We start from the raw sequence: 26636 nt of genomic DNA on the forward strand, positions 1-26636 counted from the left end.
TTGTTTATGAAGTAATGCAGTGGTTCTGCCTCCGATGGAAACACACGGCTAAATTCCAGGATTAACTTTTACAAATCGTGGGTATCCACCCGCGCTAGTCGCCAAAACTCTCGGCTCCAAACTCGTTGAAATGGCCACTTTCGAACCTGCAGGGCTATTGGCAAATAGGCGTGAGCTTGTTTGGAGGTCTGTTGATAATACGCTTCGTCATCGGTTAGCACAAGTGATTCATAGGTCTCACCAGACTTAACGGTTAAATCAGCAAAAGGAAGCTCAGGTTGCCAGTCTGGGTGCTGGATTGCTAACCTGTCTTTTAACAAAACATTGGATGGTAGTGTCTGCAATGATGGTAGCACAGGCTGAAAATTTTCCTGAGCTACGGTCAATGCATAAGAAAGGTATGCTTTTAGAAGCTTAGGGCCTTCATTCGCTGAGCCAGCAATTGTTAATTGTTCTGGCCATAAACTCGTTACAACATATACTCGTTCACGCGCTCTTGTCACGGCTACATTCAACCTATTCCCCCCCCCACGTGTATTCAGGCTACCAAACTGCATGGATAAACGCCCACGCTCATCAGGAGCATAACCGATGGAGAAAATGATAATATCGCGCTCATCGCCCTGCACGTTTTCAATGTTTTTGACAAATAAATCAGCTGGGAGTTTGTGAGCATCATCACCTGATAATGATCCAGCTTCTGCCCGGCTCTCCAGCATATCCTGAATTAACTGTTGCTGTGGAAAGTTAAACGTTACAATCCCCACAGAACGGCCGGGCAATTCAGTAACTAATCGATCCAGAAGTTCCAGAACGGCCGCGGCTTCGATAGGATTTGTGTTTTGTTGCCACATGCCTTTTACATTCAAATAACGAATGGCAGGCTCATGTCGGTTAATCTCTTCAAAATGCGGCAGGAGAGACAGTTTACTTTGATAAAAATGCTCGTTCGAGAATGTAATCAGGTCGAGTGAGCGGCTACGATAATGTTCTGTTAACGATACCTGTGGCAATTGTTGAGCCGCTAATTCGAGTAGCGATTCAACCTCAAGGGATGCGGCTATTTCCTCGTCCGTATCTGATTCGTCTAAACGGGTTCGATAGAGATCACTGGGCCGGAGTTGCTGGTTATCTCCTGTGACAATGACCTGTTTGCCTCTCACGATTGCAGGAACCCCATTTTCAGCGAAGCACTGCGAGGCTTCATCAAAAATAACCAGATCGAACAGACCTTCCGTCAACGGAAACATAGCCGAAACGGATTCAGGCGACGCCAGCCAGCAGGGTACTACTTTAAATACTTCATCGGCGAACGACTCCATCAACTTCCGAACCGGCCATACGTTACGCTTTTTAGTCGTCTGATGCAACAAATCACGATATGTAACTACATTGTTCAGACGATTAAGTAATAAGTTCCGGTAAGTCTGTTCCCGAAGTTTAACAAGCAAAATATCGCGGCTTAGCGTCTGTTTCCGCAACACACTCTCCTGCAAGGTCTGCTCCCACTGACTCATTTTAAGTGATGACACACTCCGAAGTTCAGGGTATTGGTTTTCGATATGATCGAGCCAGACACGACGAAGACTCGTCTGAAAATCACTGACCCAACGAGCTGGTTCTAGCTGCTTCAATCGACTTACAACAGTCTGTTCACTCTCCGAAAAACAGTCTTTTAATCGATCAGATTCTACCATCAGATCGAAATCATTGCGGAGAGTTTTTCGGAGATTGCTGGCATATACGTTGTCTTCCCAAATCTGATTGATTTGATTGAGTGTTAAATAGACCTCTGCATTAACTCTCTGTTGCTCTACAATTGCCGCAAGACTCAATAATGTCTTTACGGTATCAATAAACCGTTCATGAGCCTGCCAACATGCTTCGGGAAGCTGTTGTAACGGTTGGATAGCTTTTATACGCTCAGTTATATGCTGTGCCCGACGCAAAATTCGCAGACTATTCGGCAATTCGGTTAGTAGCAGTCCTGTCAACAATGTATTCGCTTCATATCGGGTAGCTTCTAACCGGATACGCTTATCAACTTTTGTGGCCAACGTCTGCAAATCGACCTCTGCCAGCGTTAGTAAGTTGGTCGTAATAACGGTCTGAAGCTGCCCTTTTCCGGAATTAGTCAACTGCCACCAGTTCCAGCTTACCCACGATGAACGGGCCGTAAGCGCATCGGCCAACAAGGTTCGAAACGAGCGTAACTCAGTTGTTGGTAGCGACATCTCCGGGCCGGGTGCCTCAAGTGATTCGTCCCAGGCATGGGCTATTTGCTCAAATTTCGTTTCGTCAGTCGTAAAAGCCGGATGATAGGGTGTCTGCCGCAACTGATTAACAACTGCCCAAAGCTCTGAAGCATCTGGCGCATCCAGCAGGCTTAACAGTGCAGTCAGTTCCCAATCATGAGCCTGCCATTCTAGAAGTTGTGGTAATAAAAGAGGCCGACCTAATAAGTCCGTCGTTTGTTCATTCGTCTTATCTCGAAGCGCTGCCCATTGCCCAATGGTTTGATCGGCCTTTCCTAAATCAGCATTAGCAAAGGAAGCGAAACTTACACGCTCAGCCCAAAGGTGATTAGTTCCTAACCGTTGCTGGTAGGCTGCATAATCGGTAAGCCGCCGAACAAAGTTATCCACATTCGATAAGTGGAATTGTGGATAAATATCATTTAATGCAATAGCAGGAGTAATGGGGTCACAGGTAAGGTATAATTCTTTAGCCGATACACCACTCTCACTCGTATCAAAAAGAGCCCGTTTGAAGGCGTTTAGTTCGGCAATCGTCTCATCGATCCGACGACTTTCACTATCGAAATCACGTTCGAGTAATACGGCGTTTAGGCTATTATTTTGCCGACGATAGGCTTCAACCTGGTTAATCTGATTGGCAATCTGTGTGTACAACGCACGGCGATCATCCTGAAAATCGTGAATCAAGGCCAAAAATGGAGCCATGCCAACCTGGCGAAGGCGTTCCTGCACAACATCGAGCGCAGCCCGTTTCTGACACACCAGCAATACACGCTTACCAGACGCTGCCGCATCGGCCATCAGATTCGCAATAAGTTGCGACTTACCCGTACCAGGCGGCCCTTGTACTACCAACGACTGACCAGCTTTAATCGCCCGTACAGCATCTTCCTGCGACGCATCCATTGGCAAAGGCGTATGAATGGACTTTTCCGGGAGGAAAGAGGCAGGGGACAGGGAGCTAGGAGCAGGGAACAGAAATGAGGGGACAAGGACTTCTGAATCAGATGCATCTTGTTCATCTGAGAACTCCTCATCCCCTGCTTTCTCGCCCATTGCTCCTTGTTCCTCGCTCCGTGCAAGGAGCGCATCATAATCAGGTACCAGGAATGAGCCTGCCTGTGGAAAAATACCAAGAACAGCTTCTGGATATAGTTTTAACTCACCAGTGCGTTCGAGTTGAGCAAGGTCTTTAGCTGTCTGTTTGTTAAAAAACTGAAGCTTGTCAGTAAATAAATCGGTATTAAAATTGATTTCGAGCGGGGTGGTTTTGAGCCATTCGTACAGTTGGGTGCGAAAAACAGTGGGATCTCGATCAAGATCATCCATCGTTTTTTCAACAATTTCATCAGGCAGTTTAACCTGATTGAACTGCCCATAGGCCAGCGCCAGGGTTGGATTCAAAAAGGCCAGATCATCGCCCCGACGCGTGAGTTTCCAGAATTTCCCTTGTTGTTCAATCTGTACTGGAAAAAACAGCAACGGTCCATGAACAACTGTTTCGTCCAAGAATTTCCCCTTTACAAAAGGCCAGCCAACATACAAATCCTCGGTTCCCCGTTCTTCCTCAATAAAACGCGCAGTACGGTCAATTCGCCGAAGTTTTCTACTGACTTCATTGCTTCGTTCCTGACGTGGATCCAGTACTTCACATATAGCAACTGACGATTTTCGCCCGATCAGATCAGTGATAATTGCGAATGAAGGCTTATTCAACAGAAAATCGGTTTCCTGTAAGTCTAAAAACTGCCCAGCAGGCAAACTCGTCAATAACAGCGAACGGTTACGACTACTAAGATTTGTTAAGCGTCGGCGAAAGGCTTTAAGTACAGTCTGAGTCTGAACAGGGATTTTCACAAGATTTATAGGATTCACAGAAGTATAACGTTTGACAAGGTAAAAAATCCTGCGAATCTTTTAAATCATGCAAATGGTCGCAGATTGTCAGTTTGCGAGCTCTTATGGGCTAGATGAAACATTGGCACTGTTGGTGTCAACATTTTTATGTGTCCCAAATACACTTTCAGAGTCTTAATAATACCGACGTGAATCTAACCCATAAGATCACTCTCATCATAAAGTAAGTATTAGCCCTATCCGAGTAAGGATGGGGCTATTTTTTGTCAAAAAATCGATGTTACAAGATCAACCTTTCTATCAATACTATGCCAAGATTGTTGGGGTTATCTTGGCAAATATGCAGCTCTTAAAGTCATTACAACGACCAGCTAGAGGATTTGTTAATCAGTTTGGTAACTGCTGATAGATCTGAGATTGAAAATTAGAGAGCGTCTAACAGCCCGAGAATTACAATATTCCCTTAGTTACTAAGTTTAAAAAAGTAGCCCATTGAAATAGTATTTTATTTATAGTAAAAAACTTAAAGTATATCATTACCAATTAAATGATACAATCAACTAATTATCAGGCCATTAGCTAATATTTATATCTATTTTTCTTCATATTCCTTTAGTTTCACGAATATTATGAAACTAAAGGATTTGCCTGACCTTAGCCCATGGGTGCTCTTAATAGCTATCCTAATTACGGCATTCTGGCTGGGGTTCATTTGGCTTTCCACGTCTAGCTGATCCTTTGTTCATACCTTCCTTTTTTTGTCCCTGTCAGCGATTGCTGACAGGGATTTTTTTGCCAAATATGCCTAATACTGATTGTAAGTAGCTCGAGTCAACGCTTATTATAAGAATTGACTCGCAATTTATTAGCATTAAAATACCGTTATAATTACCTAAGTATAAATACAAGATATATACCTAAGGTTTTAACTTGCGCCCAAACCTTCCTATACTAATGAACCTACTCATTCCTCTCGCATTCCGCGTAGTTGGTGGATTGGCTGCTGCGCTAGTTGGTATTATTTACTTTTTCCGAAAAGTTGCCTTTAAAAAGCGATGCCCTTACTGTGGGGATTTCCACGGAGACCGAGTCAAGCGTCCAAAATTACTAAAGGCAACTCTTGGCTTCCTGCCAATAAAAGCTTATCACTGCCAAGCTTGCCACCATTCTTATTATTTGATGAGTTATAACCTATAATGGAGTCTAGCCTTTGCACGCGCCATGGACTACAAAAGGATTGCTTTACTACAGCTGTTCTTACGACTCGTATTACTGGCGATGTTCAATAGTGCTCTCTTGGCAGTCTTATTAGCTGCCAGGATAATGCTTGCCTTCTATTATTTTTTGTTTGGCTAATCTACAATCTTCTTTTATCGAGTTATCTCGAATCCCGATTGGCAGTTGCTAATCGGGATTTTCATTTTGCTTCCGATACTTTGGAGGCAGCAAACTAAACGCCGAAGGCTCTGCTAGGTTCTCTTTGAGTTTGCTGAAACAAGTATGGGTAGGCCATTTGCGTCAAGCACAGATTTGCCTCAAACTTCTACTAGTAAGCAGTATAGATGACAATGGTAGTGCAGGCTAAATTTATTATGGCCGAGCTAAACCATGCAAGTACATGGAGTTTTGCCATTCAATAAATAAGTTACCAAAATTTACTATAAATATATAAATTGTTTTCAAATTTATCTAACTGACGAATTCAAACTAAAAAAACATATCAACGGAGAGCTGATCTTTTAGCATCAGTTTTTTTGCAAAAAAAAATCTCATCCTAATTCAAACAGAGTTAGGTATTTCTATTCGTGAGGGCAAGCTCATGGGTTAAATTGCTTATTCATTAAACGTAAAGCTGGTATTGTAAGCTTATAAAAAACGTTGGCACTAACAGTACCAACGTTTCACCTAACCCATAAGAGCTCGCAAGCTAACAGTCCGAAAGCCTGCAATCAATACTAATTTAGTAATTAAATTATCTTAATGGTAACTTATTGATTATTTGGTAAGGCATTTGAGGAACAAAAAGATTAATGCGTATAGCACCAATGTTTGCTTTTGCATGCGTTGCTAACTTACCTACTAGTTACTCGAGCAAGACCATGATATCTTCTCTAGTAAGTGATTTCATGAAGTTTTCTTCGGTCGAAATCAGGCTTCCAGCAAGTTGCTGCTTCGCTCGTTGTAGTGATAGGATTTTTTCCTCAACAGTGTTTTTAGCGATGAATTTGTAAGTAAACACCGTTTTCTGCTGTCCAATACGGTGCGCCCGATCAACAGCCTGGGCTTCGATAGCCGGATTCCACCATGGGTCTAGAATGAACACATAATCAGCAGCTGTCAAATTATGACCCAACCCACCCGCTTTAAGGGAAATTAGAAATAATTTAACCGAATCGTCTGTTTGAAACAATTCAACCTGGCTCTGGCGGTCTGTCGTTGAACCATCCAAATACGCATATTTGATCTTTTTTTCTTTCAGATACTGCTGAACGACATTGAGATGCTTAATGAATTGACTAAATACCAGAACCTTATGATTTTCAGTCATGGCACTCTCCAGCCGCATGAGCACGTCATCTAACTTGCCAGAATCACCTTCATAATCGGCATCGACCATCCGTGGATGGTTAGCAATCTGCCGCAGTTTGGTTAGGCCCTGCAATACAATCATCTGCGACTTTGCCATGCCTTCTTCTTCAATATGTTCCAGAATCAGGTTCCGATAGTACGATTTAGCCTCCTCATATTGAGTTTCCTGGTCGGGTGTCATCTCACAATAAAGTACACTCTCTACTTTTTCGGGTAAATCAGTAGCTACCTGCGCCTTATTACGACGAAGCATAAATGGCTTAATTAGACTATACAATCGCCCTGTTTTCGCATCGTCATGACGCTTCTCAATGGGTATCTGAAATTCGTTTCGAAAAAATGATTGATTTCCCAACAAGCCTGGGTTGATGAATGACATCTGCGACCAGAGGTCCAGCGTACTATTTTCAAGCGGGGTACCTGTTAGAATGAGTCGATAAGCCGTATTGAGTTGCCTTACTGCTTTCGTAATGTGCGACGACGGATTTTTAATCGCCTGCGACTCATCCAGAATCACATAGTTAAACCGATAATTACTTAGCAAATCAATGTCGATCCTAACAATACCATAGGATGTCAGAATCAGGTCATAATCATCAAATTGAGCGGTATTTTTATCTCGGTAAGTTCCGGTATAAACCATAATCCGCAGGTCGGGTGTAAACTTACGAGCTTCTAGTTCCCAGTTATAGAGCAACGATGTAGGCATGACCAGCAAACTCGGTTCTATAATTCCGGCTTCTTTCTGCCCTTGTAGCATAGCCAGTGTCATAACGGTTTTTCCTAAACCCATATCGTCGGCTAAGCATCCACCAAAACGATATTGACGCAGGAAATTCATCCAGTCATAACCAGCCTGCTGATAAGGTCGCAACGTGCCATTGAACCGATAGGGCAATGGAAAGTGTTCAATTTCCTCAAAATCGCGCAACCGTTCGAGTTTACGGCTCATCACTGTTGTGGCCAGATTATCACTTTCTAATTCCTGTACTAGCGCGAGATGATGCTTTTGCAGGACTAAACGTCCATCGGCAGCATCAGTCCCATCAATGTGCTCCAGAAACCCGAAAAGTTCCGAATATTTTGTAAACCAAGCATCAGGAATAACGGCTACTTCTCCATTTGGAAGGGTGAATTCGTGCTTTTTATTCAGAATGAGCTTACGAAGCTTCAGGAATGGAATCTCAAATTCTCCAAAGCGAACATTGGCATAGATATCGAACCAATCTCGACTTTCCTGAATAGACACATCGATACTCGAATAGCCCAGAAAATACCGTTTCGTATTCTGTGCATCCTGTCTGAGCAAAAAACCCGATTCCTGTAACTGCCTACCATGATTCGATAGCCATGAAAAGGCGTCTATCTTTGGGAGAGCCAGTCGACCCTGGCGTAAATCCAAGCCTGTATCGCGTAGAAAAGCTAGTTTTTGTCGCTCCAGCCGCTGATCCCGGCGAATTTTGTGAAAAATATACTCGTCGTTTTTCTTTTCTAAACTCACATTAGCCGACGGCCCAAAATTGTCGAACCGGAAGACAAAATCACCATATTGGAACGCCAGATCAAACATGATACGCTGGCCTTGTTCATCATCATTCGCCACCGTATCGACATCATTCGGCTCGGTCAGAAATAATGATGCAGGCACTGGGCGATTCGCCTGCACAACTTCTGAGACGGTTAAAACAGGCGTAGGTACCAGCACTTCTGACTTAATTTCGAACCCTTTAGGATATACGTCATACGAAGCGATCAACTGCGCCACAAACCGTTCGTAATACTGCTGCTCAAGGTTTCGAGGAATAACAATATGATTTTTCGAAAAGAAAGGTCGTAGTTTTTTGCCATCTACGTTTTTGCTGAAATGATAGAGTCGATTTCCCACCATCATATAGGCCGGCTCATCGCAAATCATCAGAGCATCTTTAAACTGAAATTCGACACGCTCCGTTTCAGAGGTCTGACTACCCTCACCTGGACCAGTCTGGCGCGTCCCAATCGGATAACGAATGATAGGAAAATAGTGTGTCGAGTCGCTATTGCGAATAAAGTGAAAATGAACCCGCGCCGGTTCAGGCATCCAGTTGATGGCTTGCCAGGCGGGGTTACCATCGTTACCCATAATATAAAATGGCTTGCCCGGCAGCAGAGCCATTATCTTCGCTTTAATGTTTTCCAGATAGGCCCCAATTGCCTCCTGAATAAGTTTATCACCCTTTTGCGAGTCATATATTTTCAGGAAAAAATCAACAGCAGGCAGTTTACGGGTATTAAACTTTTTGACAATGGTATCCTGCTGAATGCTGTCGATGAGCTTAACTAGTTCAAAATCCCGTTCATCTAATCCTTTGGCGAATTCGCCGACATTTTGGGTGGATAACGTTTGATTTTGAAGTGTCAATTCGCCCTTGCTATTACGTTGTACAACGAAAGCTTCGATCAAATAGCCCAGAAACTCGTGATCCAGTAATGAATACACGATTTGAAACGGTTGTAAAGGCGAAACTTTCATGCGGATACGTCCTTCATTACCCATCTATTTTAGGATGAGCAGAACGACAGAAAAAGGTGAACAAGCTATTAGAAAAGGGTGGATGAACGCGTTAACAAACAGAACAAAAACAAAACAAAAGTCTTCATAATGAATGATTTACATGAAGTTCGCATTTGTCAACGGTTTCAAATATACGAATCAATACAAAATGTACAAGTAGGAATTTGGCAAAAATGATAAACCGTAAGCGTCAGGGTATGAAAGTTATTATCCGGCAGAAATCACCCTAACTATACCATTGCATTCTCCTTTACAGCGGCAATTAATAGCTGATTAAAGCATTTGCGTTAACCAACTTTATCTGCCGTCGTTGGTTATCCTATGCATGACTAACAGACATATGGAAACGCAGCAACCAGCAATAGCATCACCTGTCTCAAAAGGTTTTTTTGAGCAATTTTCATCTGCAGTAACTAAAGCTACTGGTAGCTCAGCCGCTTTTATCATAGCCTTTTTTACGGTTATAATCTGGGCCATAACGGGGCCTATTTTTCACTATTCGGAGAACTGGCAATTGGTAATAAACACGGGCACTACAATCGTTACGTTTCTGATGGTCTTTTTGATTCAGAAAGCGCAGAATAAAGATTCAATGTCTGTGCAACTAAAACTTAATGAACTGATAGCAGCAACAAAGGGCGCCAGTAACCGATTAGTATCGGTCGAGAATCTGACTGAAGAAGAATTGCAGGTTTTACAAAAGCACTACCAAACAATGGCGGAGATAACCAAGCAGGCATCTGACCTGCGTCAGTCACACTCTGTAGAAGAAGCGATCAAAGACTCGGCCGAGAAATTAGAAGAGGATTTAGGAACTGGACACACACTGTAATCGAATATCAAAGATTTAAAAACAAAAAAGCCCTGAAAATCAGGGCTTTTTTGTTTGACTCAGTACCAGGAGCGGGAGTCGAACCCGCACGGGCTTGAGGCCCACAGGATTTTAAGTCCGGCGTGTCTACCGATTCCACCATCCCGGCATTCCATTACCGCCGAAGCGGGCATTTACAAAAAAAGCACCGGGTTCGGTGCCTCTTTGTAGAGCGAAAGACGGGGTTCGAACCCGCGACCTCGACCTTGGCAAGGTCGCGCTCTACCAGCTGAGCTACTTTCGCGTTTAACAATTTGCCACTCTTTCGGCGAATTGTGGATGCAAAATTAGGCTATTTTCTTCATTTGTCAAGTCTTGTCCTGAAAAAAATTTCAGAAATCCTGTCTACATGGATGCCAAAATCTGATTATGAATGGATTAGCACTTGAGTTATTTATAGCAGTGGCTCATTCACCTGTGTGTCGAACACCCCCGTTAGCACTTGTCCGTTACGCTTTACTTGCACCCAAATTCGATAATGCCCGGCGCGTGGAAATGCATATGGGAACTCGACCATATTGTTCGTTTTCATGGCGTGGGACATGCCCGGCATACTTGCGGCTAATAGCTTATTTTTTTCTGCTTCAGGTAATGTTTTTAGCTTAGCAATGTAGGTATTGATGCTATCGCTGAATCGAGCAGGGTTGGGATAATGAAACGTTCGGGCGGTATCGGCAATACGATTTACGAGTGATCCTTCTGCCGCCATTGAATACGTTCCAACCGGATGCAGATGAATGTACACACTTCCGTCAGAGCGCAGGATAACCGCGTGACCACCCATGCCCAAGTATGGTTCGAGCGCTGTAGCTTTCCCCTGCGCATCAGCCACAGCGAATTTCAGTGAATACAGTTTTCCCGCTTCCAGAATTTGGCTCGGCTTATCCATCCAGATCATGGTAGAACCGTCAGCCAGTTTCGAGCTGGCACCAGGTTTACCACAAACTATCATATCATTGTCTAGATGCGGTATATTCACAGCGCTGGCTTTTACACCCATTGGCTCAGTTAAAAGCCAGCTATCATCAATGTCTGTTGGCTTGGCATTGGCAGCAGCTTCAGGGCTAGTTTTTAGGGCTGGAATCTCAACAGTATCGGTCAGGGTTTCAGCAAAACCGCTTCGATAAACCACATCAGTATACAGCAGATAGTTGCCCCCTGGCAGTGGCGGCAAAGCCGATTCATAATTCAGTGTATCCCGGCGGTTAGGGTGTAGATGAGCGAAAGCATCAAGCCCCGGCGTCCTGACTAAGAAAGCGTGCATCAGCTTGCCATGGTCAGGCAATACAAAACTAAAGAGTCGACGTGACCTCTGACCGCTTCCAAAACCCGTCGTATCAAATTGGATCGTGAGTTGACGCTGGGCGTTGGCAACATGGACTGATGTGTTAATACGCGTTGGCTGGTACAGTTGTTCATGACGATAATCTTCAGCAGTACTCGTCCACCACGACCGCCATCCAGTTAAAATCAAACAGATAACGGCCAGACCAATCCCCATACCGACTAGTCTCTGCCGACGGAGCGTTTCAGGGGCTTTCTGACCAGGTATTAGTACCCCATCCGAATTGCTGGCCCCAATGATGGTAACCAGCATAACGATCAACAACAGCCCCATAGCAGCCAATCCAAAACCGGTTCCATTGGGCATATCGCGCAAAGCCGTTGCCATCGCCACAACAGGTACAACAACCTGCTGTTTGCCATCGGGACCGTCGATACTCAATTCAATACTCGATGAACCAGAGTCCATTAGCCATAAGTCGCCTTCATAACGATTAGCGCCAATTGGGGTCAGGATGTCGTGCGTTGGGGCACCTTTATCACCTGAACGAAAATAAATAGGGCGCGCGCCAATACTGCTCACTCGACCTTGTTCTACAAAAACCGTTACAATAGCTGTACCCGGCACTACATCGGGGGGCTTTACACTAATTAGCAACTGGTACTTACCAACCTGTTTCTGCACAATCACGCCAGAGCTACCCACGTGGGCAGTAGCCAAAGGTGAAAGAGCAAACGAGTAAAAGAGCGAAAAGAGAGATAGTACGAGCCATTTTGCTCGACCGGGGATTCGTGTATGGCTTGTTATTGGCTTCATTATGTAAAATTTCATGACGCTCTAACTTCGTTACTTAGCGGGCTACCCGTTTCATCCAGTTACCCCAAAACAACCCAACTCTAGCCGAGAGGATGGCGTATAGCAATGCCTTTCCGAAACCAATCGCGAAATCAGCTGGTGAGTAAACGCGCCAGGGCGGGAACACATACCTATATTCCCAGTCGGGTGGGCTGCCGTAGGTCCATGAGTACGACAAGAAAATGCCATTACGCGCATAAGGCGACGTCTGAAGAAACGTTCCAAATGGCCACTGAACGGCTAGTAGTACCAGCAAAAATGCGGTTCCTAACAAAGCCGCGAGTAGCCAGTCGTTCAATTTTCGACCCCTGCCAGCATTATCAAAGCGGTGCAGAATCAAGTCCATTACAAAACCTGGAATGACCAGCAGGGGTGGAAAAACGAACGGTTGATAATGTGTGATCGGGTTCAATACCGGACCGAGTCGGGGAACAGCAGGAAAGTGTTGAATTACCCAGCTCGGTACCAGTAAAAAGAGCATGAACAATCCCGAAATGGAGGTAATAGGCCAACGTAATAAAGATGCTCGCCCCATTGCAACCAAATAGAAAGGCAATGCAATGGCTGCTGTCGCGTAATAGGTTGTACTATGTGTATCGCCCCGCTCCATTGTCTCGGAGAATAAAGAGAAAAGCATGGTTAGCAGCAGGCCAGCTGCGATGGCAAACAACCATTTCAGGCGTGTGGAGGCAGTACTTATCAGATCTACTGGGTTCCGGTACTGGTTTTGCATCGCCAATACGCCAATAATAGCCCCGAACTGTAAAGTCATAATGCCAACAGCCAGAATCGTGTGTGGAGGGGTTAGGATCTGAACATCAAGGCCGTAAGTATTATGCCACCAATCATCGAAAGGAGCTGATGTTAGCATTGCCAACGCGCCCCAAACGCAGAACATAGCGCCGAGTGGCCCATAAAAAACACCCCAGAAAGGAACTGCATTGGCACGGCCAGGGTGATTTTTATTGAGCGTCAGGTTTAGAATTTGGTAAGCAGAAAACAAACCTGCTACCAAACCACCTACGTAAATGACCATGTGAGGGGGAGCAAACAGTCCATCGCGTCCAATACTCATATGCCACATAATGTCCCATAACAGGCCCATAATGACGCAAAACGACGCAAAGACAACCGCATAGATATAGATGGGTATATTTAATTTTTGGTCAGAAGAAGAAGCTGATGGCATAGATAAACAACGTGTGCTGGTGGGTGAATGATGTTGAAAAATACGAAAAGGTTGCCGAATAGCATGGAAAAGATCAGCTTACAACTTTTACCCACTTGAGCCAATGGGACACTTATCCGTCGATTTATAGCGTTATTTGCACAACGGTGCGCATCTTAAAGCCAGATCGTATGCTTTGTTTTGGTTCATCTACAAGAATTTTGTCCTTTCTTGGTAAAGCACTTTTGCCGGTCCTTGTCCTGTTCATGAGCGGGTGTGTACCCGATTTTCTGCTATCAGACTCAGATTGGGTTGTTATTGAAGCCGGTGAGCACGAGCCAAGTCCCGCTCGTAAGTTTGGCTTACTCATCAGCCCCAGTGAAATATCGGCAACGGTTACCTTCGATAGTAGCTGCATCTATGATGTTGGTGCCGTTGATGCCGACGACTGGAATAAAGTAATTGGGGTAGGATTTGTAGGGGCCAAAGATCAGCCATTAGATGGGGTCGCTCCGCACCAGGTTGATGGCGCACGGGTAGGCTGGCGCTGGAACGCCCAACGACAACGCATTGACCTGGGTGCTTACATTTACGTGGAAGGGCAGCGCATTGATTTTAAAGTGGCCGAAGTGGCCATCAATACGCCGACCAAAATGGTCATTAAGATCGACTACGACCGGAAGGTTTATCAGGTTCTGGGGGGCAAAACGGTACCCTTCACCCACAACAAGTCATTTGCCTATAATACCGGACTCTATTTTGGAGGTACCAGTGTAGCTCCTCATCGAATACGGGTAAAAATCCAGGATTATTAGCCAGCATTCCATGTGTCGTATTCTATGGTATGACTATTTCTCCCTTTGACCTGATCTTATTGCTGGGTAGTATTCAGGGGGCTATTCTGGCATCTCTTCTCTGGTTCAATACAAAAGGTCGTCAGCTATCGAACCGGCTGCTGGCGACGCTCATTGGGCTGCTGGCATCAATGAGTTTTGCGGTAGGGCATCCCATTACAAATCGTTGGGTAATCTTCGTGCTGGATTTAATTCCGCTTATTATTGCCATGCCCATTGGCCCGCTCGTTTACTTTTATACAAAGTCGATGCTGGACCCGGCTTTTCAATTCGGCAAATCCGAACGACGTCATTTTTATCCAACTGTTCTGGATCTAGGCTCGAAATTCATAGGCTGGGTTTTCATTATCGGCATGCTGCTAGGTTTTTTTGAGCAGAAAAATGGTCCTCGTTGGGGAGACGCTATGGACCAATACGATACGTATGTTGATATTCCCCGCTGGCTATCGGCTACTGTTTATCTGTTCCTGACCAGGCGTTTGCTTCGTCAATATCAAGTAACTACGCGAAATCAGCAGGCAGGTCAACTCCGTCCTATGCGCTGGCTCTGGCAGTTTGTTAATGTATTTCTCGTTTTTCAGGTCATCTGGTTTATTCATTTAGTGCCTTATATCATTCCTTTTTCGCGCGGTCCTTTACTGGATCGGTTTGGCTGGTATCCGGTATATATTCCTATTACTATTCTGATTTACTGGCTGGGTTTTAAGGGCTATCTGTACACACGCTCGGAAAACGTACTAGCGAAATCATCAGGCTCGGACTTATCTCCGCAAACGATTGATCAGGTTGTGAACTCACTGACCAAAGCGATGGAGCAGGAGAAGCTTTTTTTAGATCCTGAGCTGACCGTCGACAAATTAGGGCAACAGTTGCAACTCCCAGCGAAACTGATTTCGGCAGTACTCAATCAGCACCTGCACAAAAATTTCAACGGTTTCGTAAACGAATACCGAGTCGATGAAGTGAAACGGCGGTTAATCGATCCGGCGTACGAACACCTTACCCTCACCGGTATTGCCTTTGACTGTGGATTCAATTCGCAGGCTACCTTTCAGCGTACATTTAAGCAGCTAACGGGAGTTTCGCCGGGAGAATACCTTAAAAATTCCTCTCAAATCGGGATTTGAGTAGATCAAGACGTGTTTTTCGATCAGTTTTGGCCGAAAAGCAACGCACTATGAACCGTTCATGTTGGGCTATTGTCGCTCTGACCATTCATTGTCTAACTAATTCTGTTAGCGCCCAATCTACTAAAACAACCGCCCAAAAGCTTGACGAATACCTGACCGTAGCCGCCGACATCCATCGGTTCAATGGCACTGTCCTGATCGCCCAAAAAGGAGCGACTCTACTTCAAAAAGGGTACGGCTGGCGAAATGAATCGAGTAAAACCCCCAACGACACAAACAGCATTTATCAGCTTGGGTCAATTACCAAAACGTTTACAGGCGCGGCCATTCTGCAATTGCAGGAAGAGAAAAAGCTATCTGTCAAAGACAAGCTGAGTAAATACCTGCCCGACTATCCCAATGGCGATCAGATCACCATCGAGCAGTTATTCGCTCATACGTCAGGCATTTACGACTACAAAGCAGTGCTCTACAGCAAAGACAGTCTGGAGTTTACCCGCCCCGTTACAAAAGAGCGAGTCCTCGCTACATTCAAAGACAAGCCGTTGACCAACAAACCGGGGAAACAGGTCAACTATACGAATTCCGGGTATTTTTTGCTGGGCCTGATTATCGAAAAAGTAACGCAAAAACCGTTTGAGACCGTTATCCGGGAGCAGTTTCTCAATCCACTCCAACTCACGCGAACGGGCTTTGATTTTATCAATTTAAAAAGGCCAGATAGAACAACCGGCTATACGTACTGGAAAGATTCTGTTTTAGTAGCTGTTCGTCCGCTCGATTCAACAGCGGCTTATGCTGCTGGTGGCATGTATAGTTCGGTGGGTGATTTGTACCGTTGGGCACAGGCTATACGAACCAATCAATTTTTTAAGCCAGCTTCCCAGGCATTGTCTTTTACGCCCATTAAACCCGGAAACTGGGGCTACGGCTGGGGTGTCAATTATTTCGTGAACCATAAAAAGCTGGTATTTCAGAACGGGAACCTCCCCGGATTCGCGACCTTTTTTGTACTTATTCCGGAGGATGAGGTCGTCCTGATTATGCTGGCCAATGTCGATGATACATCCGACATGACCACGCTGGAGCCGATGCTTAAAGACTTGCTTTTTATTACGTATGGCATGCCTTACCAACTGCCGGTTAGTTTCAAAACGGTTCGGGTTAGTGAAGCGATTTTACAGCAATACGCAGGAAAATACCAGCTTGATCCGAAACGAATCTTAGCCATTACGCTTGATCAGAACAGGTTATTCCTACAAGTGACGGGGCAGGAACGATTCGAGATATTCCCATCCAGTGAAACCGACTTTTTCCTCAAGGCCGTCAACGCTCAATTAACCTTCCAGAAAGATACCAGCGGGCGAGTTACGCAGGTCGTCGTTCATCAAAACGGCGACCTGGTGGCGAAACGATTGTAAGCCATTTAGTCTGTTGAACCCCTTTTAAGCCCTAATCAATGAATTATGAAATTTATCTATAGCATCTTCCTTTTCCTCATTGCCAATTCACTATACGCCCAACCAGGGACGGACTCTTTATGCACCAAAATTCTACAACCTGCCGATATGCAGGCCGACTTTCGCTACTTCCGTCGATTGCTGGAAGAAACGCATCCGGGTCTGTACAGATACACACCCAAAGTAGTCATGCAGGCAAAGCTGGACAGCATTGACCGAACGTTTACGCAACCAGCCCCTTTTTACAATTTCTTCCGAACCATTGAAGCACTAGTTGCCGATATCCATTGCGCCCATACGCATGCGCTACCAGAAAAAAACTGGCGAGCGCAGTTCAATAAAGTCCAGAAAACTATTCCATTTTTTATACTGTCAGCCCAAAAACGCTTTTTCGTGCTACTCAACGGCACAACCGATCAAACCGTCAAACCCGGCTTTGATTTACTGAGCATCAACGGACAATCGATGGACGATGTGCAGCAGCAGTTATACCGGCATCATTGGGCTGATGGTTATATCCAATCATCGAAAAGCCAGATACGGGGCGAGTTTTTTGCCTTGTTTTATTATTGGTTCGTGGGTCAGCCGGATACGTATTCGCTTAGGTTTCGCAGCCTCACGGGCGATACGTTACAGATTACTGCACCCGGGAAACCATTCAACGAATCACTCCGACAAATGATCAAAAACCCGGTCAACAAGCAGATGGTGGACTGGTATGTCAACAAAAAACACAAGCATCCCTGGCGGCTCCATTTCTCTGATACGCTGGCGAATACGGCTATTCTCCGACTCGATGGATTCGGTGGTGAAGGTGCCAGAAATAGCACTGAAGCCGTAACCGTTTTTCAGGTCTTTATGGATAAGACTATGGCCAAGCTGGAAAAGCAAGGCACCCGACACTTGATCATCGATGTTAGAGGCAATACGGGTGGTTGGGATAGCCAGGGTATTGAGTTATTCACCTATCTGATGAAAACTGATTCGGCCGTGCCCTATTACACGCGCCAGCATAGCATTACCAACGGCGACGGCAGTAGCAGCGAATTCCTCCAGTTTTCAGACCTTTCCGAAGCCGACCGAAAAAACGCGAAGAACGAACTGACACCTGAAGCTGACGGCACGTTTACGCTCAAACAAGACAGTGGAATCGATTCAACGGGCCGAACCCCAAAACGGTATGCGCCTAAGCCCAATCGGTTCAAGGGTAGCGTTTATATTTTAATGAATGGAGAAAGTGCCTCAACCGCATCGGAGTTTCTGGCCGTTGCGCATGCCAATAAAGTGGGCGTGTTTATAGGCGCAGAGTCCGGTGGCGCTTATGAAGGGGGCAACGGGGGCAGTTTCATTACCCTCGAACTCCCAAAATCAGGCATACAGGTAACAACGCCCCTGGTTTATTACAACGACGCCGTGCCTGAGCCAAAGCAGAAAGGACGGGGCACATTGCCCGATTACGACATCCCCATTACACGAACTGATATCCTGAATCATACTGATTCTCAATTAAATTTTGTAGTAACATTAATTCGGAAACAGCCTTGATGCAGAAATTTGGAAAGCCGAAAGCGGTGCCACGGTTCTAAACCGTGGCACCGCTTTCGGCTTTCCAAATTTCTATAAACTCTCGTCCAATTCTGCGAGTTACGTAGGCACGAATCATGTCTGCGTATGGCCAATTATCAACCTCTTCACGATTGGAACGTTTCGCCCACCGAAGCCGTCGCGCTGCAACAACAGTTACGCTCCCAGATTCGCATTGAGCCGTTGGCAGAACCGCCAAAAACGATTGCGGGCTGCGATATTTCATTCAATAAGTTTGAAGAAACGGTCTACGCTGGCATAGTAGTCCTGCGGCTCGATACACTGGAAACCATCGAAGAAGCGGGCGTCGTCAGCACTGCTCCATTTCCATACATTCCTGGCTTACTTTCCTTCCGCGAAATTCCGTCGCTATTGCAAGCGTGGCAGAAATTGACCATCGAACCCGATGTGGTGATGTTCGATGGTCATGGCACAGCACATCCTCGACGCATCGGAATAGCTTCACACGCGGGTCTTTTCCTGAATCGCCCAACCTTTGGTTGTGGCAAATCGGTGCTGGTTGGTAAGTATGACGAGCCAGACTTGGAACGCGGCTCCTGGTCGCCCATGAAGCATTATGGTGAGGTTATTGGTGCGGCCTTGCGGACGAAAAACAAAGTCAATCCAGTTTATGTATCGCCCGGTCATTTAATTGATTTGGAAACCGCCATCGCGCTCACACTCCAGTGCAATGGCGGCTACCGCATTCCTGAACCAACCCGCCGGGCTCATAATCTGGTGAACGCGTTACGGCGGGGAGAAAGAGATCAGTCTACCTGATTCTACAGTGTAATATCGCCAACCCGACTCACTTTGTCGCCACTATATAAAATTGCCATATCGCCAATCCGACTTACTTTATCACCACTATATAAAATTGGCGTATCACCGATTCGACTCACTTTAGCACCGGCATACAAAATTGGTGTATTACCGATTCGGCTCATTTTATCGCCATTATATAAAATTGACGTATTACCTATACGGCTGACTTTAGCACCATTGTACAAAATTGATGTACTGCCAATTTTGTTAACTTTTTCGGTAAATGAACTTTCTGAAATCTGTTTATCTGCCAAAATGGCGACCAGGCAATTTTGGCAATTCTGACTAAAAATCGTCGAGGAAAATACACTAAAAGTGCCATCCAGATTTAGCTTAAACGTATTTTCTCCTTCATCAAATGTGTGATATATCTGAAAGGAAAGCTCTCTTTTTTCAGATACGACTAAATGCCCCACTTTAACTATAAATACTCTATTTCCATTAATGAAATAATTAGTTATCTGTGCATTTGCAGAGCAATAGATAAAGAGTAATAAGAGGCATAAATGTATATTTTTCATAATTCTTATACCCAGTTGGGATCATCGTTAAAAGGCAGCCTGGGGAGTACTTCGCATATCCAGCCGAGAATCTGAATACCTGGGGCAGTTAGCGAATTGGTCGTAGCGTCAAAAGAGCTGGAAGAAAGGTTGAACGAACCAAATCCAAATGCCGATTGAGCAATACGTTTATCCTCCTCGCTCCACTTCGACGCTTTAATCTTCAGGTCTTTAATAACGATCATTGCTTTTGGAAGCGCTCTCATTACGCCATTGTTATTGCTCATTTCTCCTGTAGAATAAAATCCAGCTTTTGCGGCAAGCGAGTACCAGAGATTTGACAGATTAAAAACCTGCGGTAACATCCAGGGGCGCTGTAATGTCACCATACAATAAGAGAAACTCAGCTCAAAGCCTGACGAAGATATTACCGGCTGAGATTGATTATTTACCGGCAGCCCCACTTGCCGTACGAAGTCGTTTCTTTGCAACAATGGAACTGACAAATCGATGGTGCGCATCAGTTCTTTATTTACGGTTGGCACTTTGTTAACCTTCACTGTTGCCAGTTTGGGCTGGGGATTCATGGTTGCTGTAAGCGTAGCAGCCATAGTACTGGCAATACTGCTCTTTGCCAACGATTTTACAGGTTGCTTCAAGGTCGTTTTCAAAGTCGTTTCATTGATCTTATTTACAAGATTATTGTTGTCGAACATCTTTGTGACCTTTGGATTAACAGCTAGTTTCAGCGCAATAGGATTAATTTTCCATTGCAACTTCATCGTATTGAATGCAGCCTGCGGGATAGGATGCGCAGCGCCTGGAGTGGTAGACGTTTGAGTAAACGTTTTTGGCGCCCATACATTACTAGTAGGGTCATACCAGGTACTCGGCGATGCGATAATCGTATTCCCTGTCAACTTTACCGGATCGTACGTTGGTTTCTTTTGCTGGGCATCACTCTTCATCGCCCCAAACTGGCTGAGATAAGGTGTTTTATCACCTATGATATGCGTATCGCAAAACTGCATCGAGTCGACCATAGATGCATAGGTATCTATCGCACTTTGCAACAAATCAGGGTTTAACACATCGTCGATTTGCGGGACAAAGTTGCTTAGAACAGTTACTTCGTTCGCGGCAATTGTAGGGTCAAAGTTGCCGGCGAACGTGAAGTCTTCAGGAGAAATCATATGGCCAAGCGGCTCAAAGGACAGAAATGTTTTACTATCATTGCCACCAGGCGCATGGGCTACAAAGAAATCTTTTACGTTTTTGACGAGATCATCCAGTTCCATAAGTGAACGTATTTTTTAGGTGAAGGATAGAAGCCAAGTCAGTACACCTAAACGATGTACTGACTTTTTTTACTAATTACGACAACGCGTTTAGTGTGTTACCGCTACAGCAGGAGTGGCGAGTTTCACACCGGTAGTAGCTGCAGTGGCCGACATGAATTCAGACGAATTGTGGCGTGGAGATGCTGGCAGGATAGTGGAGATAGAGCCAATCATCTGAACGCCGTTCACACGAAGGCCGCCAGAAATGAAGTCGTAGCTTGAATCGTCCTTATGGTTCTTGTCGCTATAAGAAGCATGAACCGAGAATGGCCCCCAGCCTACAGATCCGCCCGTACTGATGGCTTTATCAATTACGGTGCGTTGCGTGTTTGCTTCACTCCATTTGATAGTCAGGTTACTGATAAGAATAATGCTCGTTACTACCGAAGGCAGGAAGGTGGAGTTATCCGAATGATTGTCGTAAACTTGGTTGATGGTACCGTCGGAGATACAGTTTTTCTTGTAATTGCCCACCAGGAACCAGTTGTCAAGGTTCAGCAGGGTAGTATCCATCCAGGGGCGCACTACATCTGCAACGCAGTAACTGAACGAGATATCCAGACCCGTAGTCTTCAGCTTCATATCATTGAGTTCAGAACTACTTTTCACATCAGCGCCGGCACTCCAGAAACCCAGGCTAAAGCCACCGCCTGCGCTGAATGAGGAGGATTCGTTTTTGAAGTGAGATTCAGAATGGAAATCGCTGCTGCTGTAGGTCATCCATCCGCCACCATTCTGATCGTACCAGTCGCGCGGGGTCATGAACGTATAAGGCAAATCACCAACCTTATCAAAATGCACCAGGCTATTTTCCCACTTTTGTTTGGCCCGGGTGATGAGTAACAGCGCGGGATTCTGCCCCTGGCCAGCGAGAATATTCATAGCCGTTTCAACTTCTATTTTGAAACCGAAGCCCATCCATTGTTGCCAGGCAAAATCCACATCCGACTGATAGGACTTACCGGTAATAGGCCAGCGTTGAAGATCGGTGGGGTTACTTAATGCATCGGCATAAGCGCGGTTCAGTGTTCTTACCTTGTCATTGTAAGCATCACGATATTGGACGTAAGCACTGAAATGAGGGGTTGGGTTGCCATCAGTATCCTGTAGCTTAGCCTGCGCATCTTGAATGATGTGCTTAATACTGTCATTTACATCTGCTTTCGGAGCTATAGACTGAGCGCCGTTAATCACAGCATACCATGCGTCATCTACTTTGCCCGCAGATAGATTTTCGCGATAAGCATTTTCAAGATAGAGCTTGTTATTGGTGAGATAAAACGTGTTCACATAGTTCATGAAGCTTTGGCCAATACCGGCATTCACCAACGCATTCAAATCCACAGGACTGGCAGGAGGCAGCGTTCCGTCGGCATTCGGTTGTGGAGTTGGGCCTGCATCTTTTTTAGCATCCGACAGAATTTTTTTCATTTCCGCCCCAAAAGGAGTCCACGGATTGCTGTAATCGCTCTTGCGGATCGGAAGCCCGATTGGGCGAAAGGAAATAAATGAGCCCTCAGGTTTTTTCTGAGAATGAGGATCTACACCAACGGCCTTATATTCAAGGTCGCTCAGGATTTTGAACACGTCTGGCTGTGCCATTTTTTTGGTAGTAATATGACTTTTGCCTACTCTTTACCGGATTTTCGGCTTACTCCGTTTTTATTCGGTTTTCAGAAATGAAGTATCGTCTCCTGTTGCTTTAAGCACGCTTATTGCCTGCTCGATTTCATTTTTATAACCAAGCGCAATCCATTGATTTCTTGCCTGTTGTAGCTCATCACCAAAGATCTTTCCGGTAATAGGCCAGTTGCGCATCTTAGTGAAATCCTGACTGGCTCCTTGCCTGGCCTCATTCATCTCTCGTTCTTTTTCGGTAGCGAGCTTCGCAAATTTTAGGTAAGCCTGGTATTGCGGAGTGGGACGTCCGTCTTCCAGAACCAATAGTCTTTTTGCCTCTTTGCCTTCCATTTTTCGCGTGATTTTTAATGAGTGCCAAGACCAAACTTTCTTATAAAAATGCCGAAGTCAGACGTCGAGCCGCCAGCGCGCCGGACCAATGCTGTACAACAGGATTATTTATAGAACGAGCCGAAGAATTAGTGCCCACCTGGTTACAGGTTTTTGGTACCGCCTGTAGTGGGGTCAACAGAAAGGAGATTTTTACGCATTAGCGTGAGCCTATGCATTAGGTGATTAGATCGTACCTACGGGCTTCAGCCCGTGTATGACTAGCATGAAAATACGGACTGAAACCCGTGGGTACGACCTAATCACCCGATACATTTATCAGCTTGCAGGTAGTCGACGCAAGGGCGTCGGCTCGTCGTTTTTTGCGGGATATAACCCATAAGCGTATTGACTAAATTAAGTGTGGATAGAAGGGAATTGTATGTTTTCATGGCAATTGTAAATGGTGTGGATTCGCATGATTACCATTCTGTAATTGGTAACATGCTCCAAAGTTGGGAGAAGGTTCCAGCTCAATGCCACTCGTACTGGCTGAGTTGTCGCTTTTTCTAGGTAAGCGACGGCTTTTGCCGGGTAAGCAATTAAGCGGTAAGGATACAGAGGCAAGTAACAGACTGATACAAAAGCCTTTACTAATCCGTTAAAGCCTGCCATTCACCCCATAAATACTGCAACTGGCAGGATATGACTTGAGAAAACCAGGCTAATCCTGTACGTTCGATGTACACATACCTGACTCTATATAACACCTGCTGTATGAACAGGCTACTTGCGCGGTTTATTGGTTTAGTGACGCTACTACTGACAGGAGACCCAATGCCCAGCGAAGTCTGGGCTCAGGTGGTTGTGCCTGATCAGTCCTTAGCTGGCCGAATTGTTCCTGCCAATAAATTATCAGCCAATAATCTGGATTTGCGTCCATTTGCCACAATATGGATTGATACAGCCTCAATCGCGCGTTATCCTACGATTACTCAGCTAGCCCAATTGTCTCCTTTTCCGACTGGCACACTCAAAGCGTATGGAAAAAAACCGACCATTTGGCTGCGATTTCGTATCCAGAATCCACACCCAACAGACACCTTACATCGGTTGTTTTTTGGGGGCTATCACCATTCATGGGGAATCAGCCAATTCGACGCGCAAAACCGGCTGGTCGTTGCTCAGGAAAATGGCCTATTGTTCAGACAATCTGCGGAGGGCAGTGCTGATCCATTTACACTACCGTTACTAGTGCCGCCTAATCAAACCCGAACCATCTGGTTTCAAACAACTGGCTATAGCCTGTTCAGTAGTATTACGCCCCGGCTGTTTACGCGCATTGGCTATGAGCAATTCCGGAATTCTCGTTTGATGACCCAGCGTAATCATTTCGGATACTGTTGCTCCATAATTGGCATATGCCTGTTTCTGAGCATATTCGCTGGAATTCAGGGGACATACTCCCGCGATGTTACGTATGGTTACTGGTCGCTTTATCTGGCTGTCACAGGTTTCTTTTTTGTGCTTCTTCTCGATTTAGGTTTCAATCTGCAGGTCGTTGGGCCAACGGTAGCTGCTCTTTATGAGCCTATGAAATACCTGATCGAGCTAACATACCTGCTTTTTTTACTATCGTTTCTAAAACTGAATCAATACACTCCCCGATTGAACCGGTTGATTCTTGTCATGGTATGGTGCCTACCTATCGTATTTGGGCTTAATTTCTGGGGTATACTTACGCATACTATTCCGGTCATTAACTTTTTCTCCATCGTATTCATTCTGTCTCAAATTCTGATACTTTTTATTTTCGTAGTAATTAGCCGGGCCAAAGTACCGAATCGGCATTTAGTTATTACGGGCTCGCTGGGTCTAATCGTGATGGCTGGCGTGGCAACAGGACTGAATAAGGCCGAGCTAACAGATTTCGATTATTTCTGGACCGATCCAAGCGTTTGGTTTAGCCTGGGAGTTGTGTTTGAGTTGATTTTTTTTAACCTCGCTCTTAGTCAGCGGGGGCGATTGGCAGAACGTGCGAAGCAACGACTCGAGCACGAAAAAGCACTTGAAAATCAGCGTATTCATCTCATTACCGAACAATTTCAGCAGCGCATTGCTGAAACTGAAATGGCAGCCCTGCGTTCGCAGATGAATCCTCATTTCATCTTCAATTGCCTGAACTCCATCCAGTTTTTTACGGCTCAGAATGACTCCGAAAAAGCCTCTGATTACCTCACCAAGTTCTCCAGGCTTATCCGGCTCGTGCTCGAGAATTCTAAATCCGAGAAAGTTACTCTTGCCAACGAGCTGGAAACACTCCGACTTTACATCGAAATGGAAGCCATGCGTTTTGGGCAAAAAGTGCAGTATAGTATCCTGGTCAATGACCAGATTGATACCGAATTGATCCAGATTCCACCGCTATTACTGCAACCTTTTGTCGAAAACGCTATTTGGCATGGGTTGATGCACAAATCCGAAGGGGGTACTATTCAGATACACGTTGAGCAACCCCAGCCAAGCTTGCTTCATATTGAGATTAGTGATGATGGAGTTGGCCGAAAACAAGCTGCCGAGTACAAAAGCAAATCGGCTACCAAAAATAAATCGTTCGGCATGAAACTCACCGCCGATCGTATCGAACTCATCAACCAGCTGTACCAGACTCAGACCCAGGTTGACATTTTGGATTTGATGGATCAACAGGGCGATCCTTCCGGCACAAAAATCATTGTAGATATACCCATTTAACTACCTGACCACACACCTCTTTCCCCTATTCCACCCAGTTCATGACACGTGCCATTATCATTGACGACGAACCGAATGCTGTTGGGTTACTAGCTCTGCGGCTTTCGCAACACTGCCCACAGGTAGAGGTTGTTGCCTCCTGTACCGATAGTCATAAAGGAGTACAGGCCATCATTGATTATTATCCCGATGTGGTTTTTCTGGATATCGAAATGCCACAACTAAACGGTTTTCAGGTATTGGAAGCCGTTGCAGGCATTTCGTTTTCGCTGGTTTTCGTAACGGCTTACGACAAATTCGCACTCAAAGCTTTTCGCTATAGCGCCGTTGATTATCTGCTTAAACCTATTGACACGCAGGAATTGATCCAGGCAGTTCAACGGGTAGAAAAACACAAAAGAATAGGTCCTGAACAACTTGAGCACCTTAAACAACAGTTTAGTAATCCTAACAAACCCTTCCCCGATCGTATTGCACTTCCTTATCAGAATGGAGTAACGTTTGTGAATATGAAGGATATTCTTTACTGTGAATCAGACGATAACTACACTAAATTTCACTTAAGCGATAGTCAACATTACCTGGCAACCAAATCGCTACGAGAGATTCAGGATTTACTGGAAGAACGGGATTTTCTACGCGTTCATCGCCAATATTTAATCAACCTGAGTCACATCAAAAAATTCGTTAAGGGTGAGGGTAGTTACATTGTTATGTCGAATCAGCAAACTATTCCAGTATCACGTGCTCAAAAAGACCGCCTGATGGAACGCTTTGGTTGGCTATAATCGTGGTGCATGCA

17 protein-coding genes and 2 tRNA genes are annotated in these 26636 nt (G+C 45.2%); 9 read left to right on the forward strand and 10 right to left on the reverse strand.

Annotated elements, in window-relative coordinates:
• Positions 1-68: 68 nt before the first annotated feature.
• Positions 69-4133 carry an AAA domain-containing protein gene (locus GO755_RS05330; protein WP_317165794.1) on the reverse strand — a complete coding sequence of 1355 codons (4065 nt, stop codon included), beginning with the start codon at positions 4131-4133 and terminating at the stop codon, positions 69-71.
• Between the two features lie 936 nt (positions 4134-5069).
• Here GO755_RS05330 and GO755_RS05335 point away from each other — a divergent pair.
• Positions 5070-5312 (forward strand): hypothetical protein, encoded by a 243-nt coding sequence (locus GO755_RS05335; RefSeq protein ID WP_157583708.1) that lies wholly within the window; start codon positions 5070-5072, stop codon positions 5310-5312.
• A gap of 886 nt (positions 5313-6198) precedes the next feature.
• On the opposite strand, the gene GO755_RS05340 is transcribed toward GO755_RS05335, so the two are convergent.
• A complete protein-coding gene (locus GO755_RS05340; RefSeq protein ID WP_157583709.1) occupies positions 6199-9216 on the reverse strand; it encodes a DEAD/DEAH box helicase in 3018 nt (1005 codons plus the stop codon).
• 382 nt (positions 9217-9598) lie between these two features.
• Here GO755_RS05340 and GO755_RS05345 point away from each other — a divergent pair, with 382 nt between their 5' ends.
• Positions 9599-10090 carry a low affinity iron permease family protein gene (locus tag GO755_RS05345; protein ID WP_157583710.1) on the forward strand — a complete coding sequence of 164 codons (492 nt, stop codon included), beginning with the start codon at positions 9599-9601 and terminating at the stop codon, positions 10088-10090.
• Positions 10091-10153: 63 nt separating this feature from the next.
• Here GO755_RS05345 and GO755_RS05350 read toward each other — a convergent pair.
• From GO755_RS05350 to GO755_RS05365, 4 genes are all read right to left on the reverse strand, one after another.
• A tRNA-Leu gene (locus GO755_RS05350) sits at positions 10154-10238 on the reverse strand.
• 62 nt (positions 10239-10300) lie between these two features.
• Positions 10301-10373 (reverse strand) — tRNA-Gly (locus GO755_RS05355).
• Positions 10374-10523: 150 nt separating this feature from the next.
• Positions 10524-12230, reverse strand: coding sequence for a hypothetical protein (locus GO755_RS05360; protein ID WP_157583711.1), 1707 nt, complete (start codon positions 12228-12230; stop codon positions 10524-10526).
• 34 nt (positions 12231-12264) lie between these two features.
• Positions 12265-13458: a hypothetical protein gene (locus tag GO755_RS05365; protein WP_157583712.1), complete on the reverse strand. Its 1194-nt coding sequence runs from the start codon at positions 13456-13458 to the stop codon at positions 12265-12267.
• A gap of 245 nt (positions 13459-13703) precedes the next feature.
• Here GO755_RS05365 and GO755_RS05370 point away from each other — a divergent pair, with 245 nt between their 5' ends.
• The 5 genes from GO755_RS05370 (at position 13704) to nfi (ending at position 19245) form a co-directional block, all read left to right on the forward strand.
• Positions 13704-14252, forward strand: a complete 549-nt coding sequence (locus tag GO755_RS05370) for a hypothetical protein (protein WP_227686865.1) — start codon at positions 13704-13706, stop codon at positions 14250-14252.
• A gap of 29 nt (positions 14253-14281) precedes the next feature.
• A complete protein-coding gene (locus GO755_RS05375) occupies positions 14282-15418 on the forward strand; it encodes a helix-turn-helix domain-containing protein (RefSeq protein WP_157583713.1) in 1137 nt (378 codons plus the stop codon).
• Positions 15419-15468: 50 nt separating this feature from the next.
• Complete coding sequence (locus tag GO755_RS05380; RefSeq protein WP_157583714.1) at positions 15469-16842, forward strand: serine hydrolase; 1374 nt, start codon at positions 15469-15471, stop codon at positions 16840-16842.
• A 45-nt stretch (positions 16843-16887) separates the two neighbouring features.
• Complete coding sequence (locus GO755_RS05385; RefSeq protein WP_157583715.1) at positions 16888-18426, forward strand: S41 family peptidase; 1539 nt, start codon at positions 16888-16890, stop codon at positions 18424-18426.
• A 126-nt stretch (positions 18427-18552) separates the two neighbouring features.
• Entirely contained in the window at positions 18553-19245 is a 693-nt protein-coding gene (nfi, locus tag GO755_RS05390; protein ID WP_157583716.1) for a deoxyribonuclease V, read from the forward strand.
• A gap of 2 nt (positions 19246-19247) precedes the next feature.
• Here nfi and GO755_RS05395 read toward each other — a convergent pair whose 3' ends face one another.
• From GO755_RS05395 to GO755_RS05410, 4 genes are all read right to left on the reverse strand, one after another.
• Complete coding sequence (locus GO755_RS05395; RefSeq protein WP_157583717.1) at positions 19248-19811, reverse strand: hypothetical protein; 564 nt, start codon at positions 19809-19811, stop codon at positions 19248-19250.
• 5 nt (positions 19812-19816) lie between these two features.
• Positions 19817-21088, reverse strand: a complete 1272-nt coding sequence (locus tag GO755_RS05400; RefSeq protein ID WP_157583718.1) for a hypothetical protein — start codon at positions 21086-21088, stop codon at positions 19817-19819.
• 90 nt (positions 21089-21178) lie between these two features.
• Positions 21179-22732 carry a hypothetical protein gene (locus GO755_RS05405; protein WP_157583719.1) on the reverse strand — a complete coding sequence of 518 codons (1554 nt, stop codon included), beginning with the start codon at positions 22730-22732 and terminating at the stop codon, positions 21179-21181.
• Between the two features lie 60 nt (positions 22733-22792).
• Positions 22793-23101, reverse strand: a complete 309-nt coding sequence (locus tag GO755_RS05410) for a hypothetical protein (RefSeq protein WP_157583720.1) — start codon at positions 23099-23101, stop codon at positions 22793-22795.
• Between the two features lie 756 nt (positions 23102-23857).
• On the opposite strand from GO755_RS05410, the gene GO755_RS05415 reads away from it, so the two are divergent.
• Both GO755_RS05415 and GO755_RS05420 read left to right on the forward strand, forming a co-directional pair.
• Positions 23858-25834, forward strand: a complete 1977-nt coding sequence (locus GO755_RS05415; protein WP_198174760.1) for a sensor histidine kinase — start codon at positions 23858-23860, stop codon at positions 25832-25834.
• 41 nt (positions 25835-25875) lie between these two features.
• On the forward strand, positions 25876-26622 hold the full coding sequence (locus tag GO755_RS05420; RefSeq protein ID WP_157583722.1) for a LytR/AlgR family response regulator transcription factor: 747 nt from the start codon (positions 25876-25878) through the stop codon (positions 26620-26622).
• Positions 26623-26636: the final 14 nt, after the last annotated feature.

This window comes from Spirosoma arboris (genome assembly GCF_009754945.1).
In the GTDB taxonomy this organism is placed as follows: Bacteria; Bacteroidota; Bacteroidia; order Cytophagales; family Spirosomataceae; genus Spirosoma; species Spirosoma arboris.

Coding starts and splice junctions, on each gene's coding strand:
- GO755_RS05405 (WP_157583719.1), bottom strand. CDS start 22,732: ATGGCACAGCCAGACGTGTTCAAAATCCTGAGCGACCTTGAATATAAG.
- GO755_RS05375 (WP_157583713.1), top strand. CDS start 14,282: ATGACTATTTCTCCCTTTGACCTGATCTTATTGCTGGGTAGTATTCAG.
- GO755_RS05340 (WP_157583709.1), bottom strand. CDS start 9,216: ATGAAAGTTTCGCCTTTACAACCGTTTCAAATCGTGTATTCATTACTG.
- GO755_RS05360 (WP_157583711.1), bottom strand. CDS start 12,230: ATGAAGCCAATAACAAGCCATACACGAATCCCCGGTCGAGCAAAATGG.
- GO755_RS05400 (WP_157583718.1), bottom strand. CDS start 21,088: ATGGAACTGGATGATCTCGTCAAAAACGTAAAAGATTTCTTTGTAGCC.
- GO755_RS05380 (WP_157583714.1), top strand. CDS start 15,469: ATGAACCGTTCATGTTGGGCTATTGTCGCTCTGACCATTCATTGTCTA.
- GO755_RS05370 (WP_227686865.1), top strand. CDS start 13,704: ATGAGCGGGTGTGTACCCGATTTTCTGCTATCAGACTCAGATTGGGTT.
- GO755_RS05410 (WP_157583720.1), bottom strand. CDS start 23,101: ATGGAAGGCAAAGAGGCAAAAAGACTATTGGTTCTGGAAGACGGACGT.
- GO755_RS05385 (WP_157583715.1), top strand. CDS start 16,888: ATGAAATTTATCTATAGCATCTTCCTTTTCCTCATTGCCAATTCACTA.
- GO755_RS05420 (WP_157583722.1), top strand. CDS start 25,876: ATGACACGTGCCATTATCATTGACGACGAACCGAATGCTGTTGGGTTA.
- nfi (WP_157583716.1), top strand. CDS start 18,553: ATGGCCAATTATCAACCTCTTCACGATTGGAACGTTTCGCCCACCGAA.
- GO755_RS05345 (WP_157583710.1), top strand. CDS start 9,599: ATGGAAACGCAGCAACCAGCAATAGCATCACCTGTCTCAAAAGGTTTT.
- GO755_RS05335 (WP_157583708.1), top strand. CDS start 5,070: ATGAACCTACTCATTCCTCTCGCATTCCGCGTAGTTGGTGGATTGGCT.
- GO755_RS05415 (WP_198174760.1), top strand. CDS start 23,858: ATGAACAGGCTACTTGCGCGGTTTATTGGTTTAGTGACGCTACTACTG.
- GO755_RS05395 (WP_157583717.1), bottom strand. CDS start 19,811: ATGAAAAATATACATTTATGCCTCTTATTACTCTTTATCTATTGCTCT.
- GO755_RS05365 (WP_157583712.1), bottom strand. CDS start 13,458: ATGCCATCAGCTTCTTCTTCTGACCAAAAATTAAATATACCCATCTAT.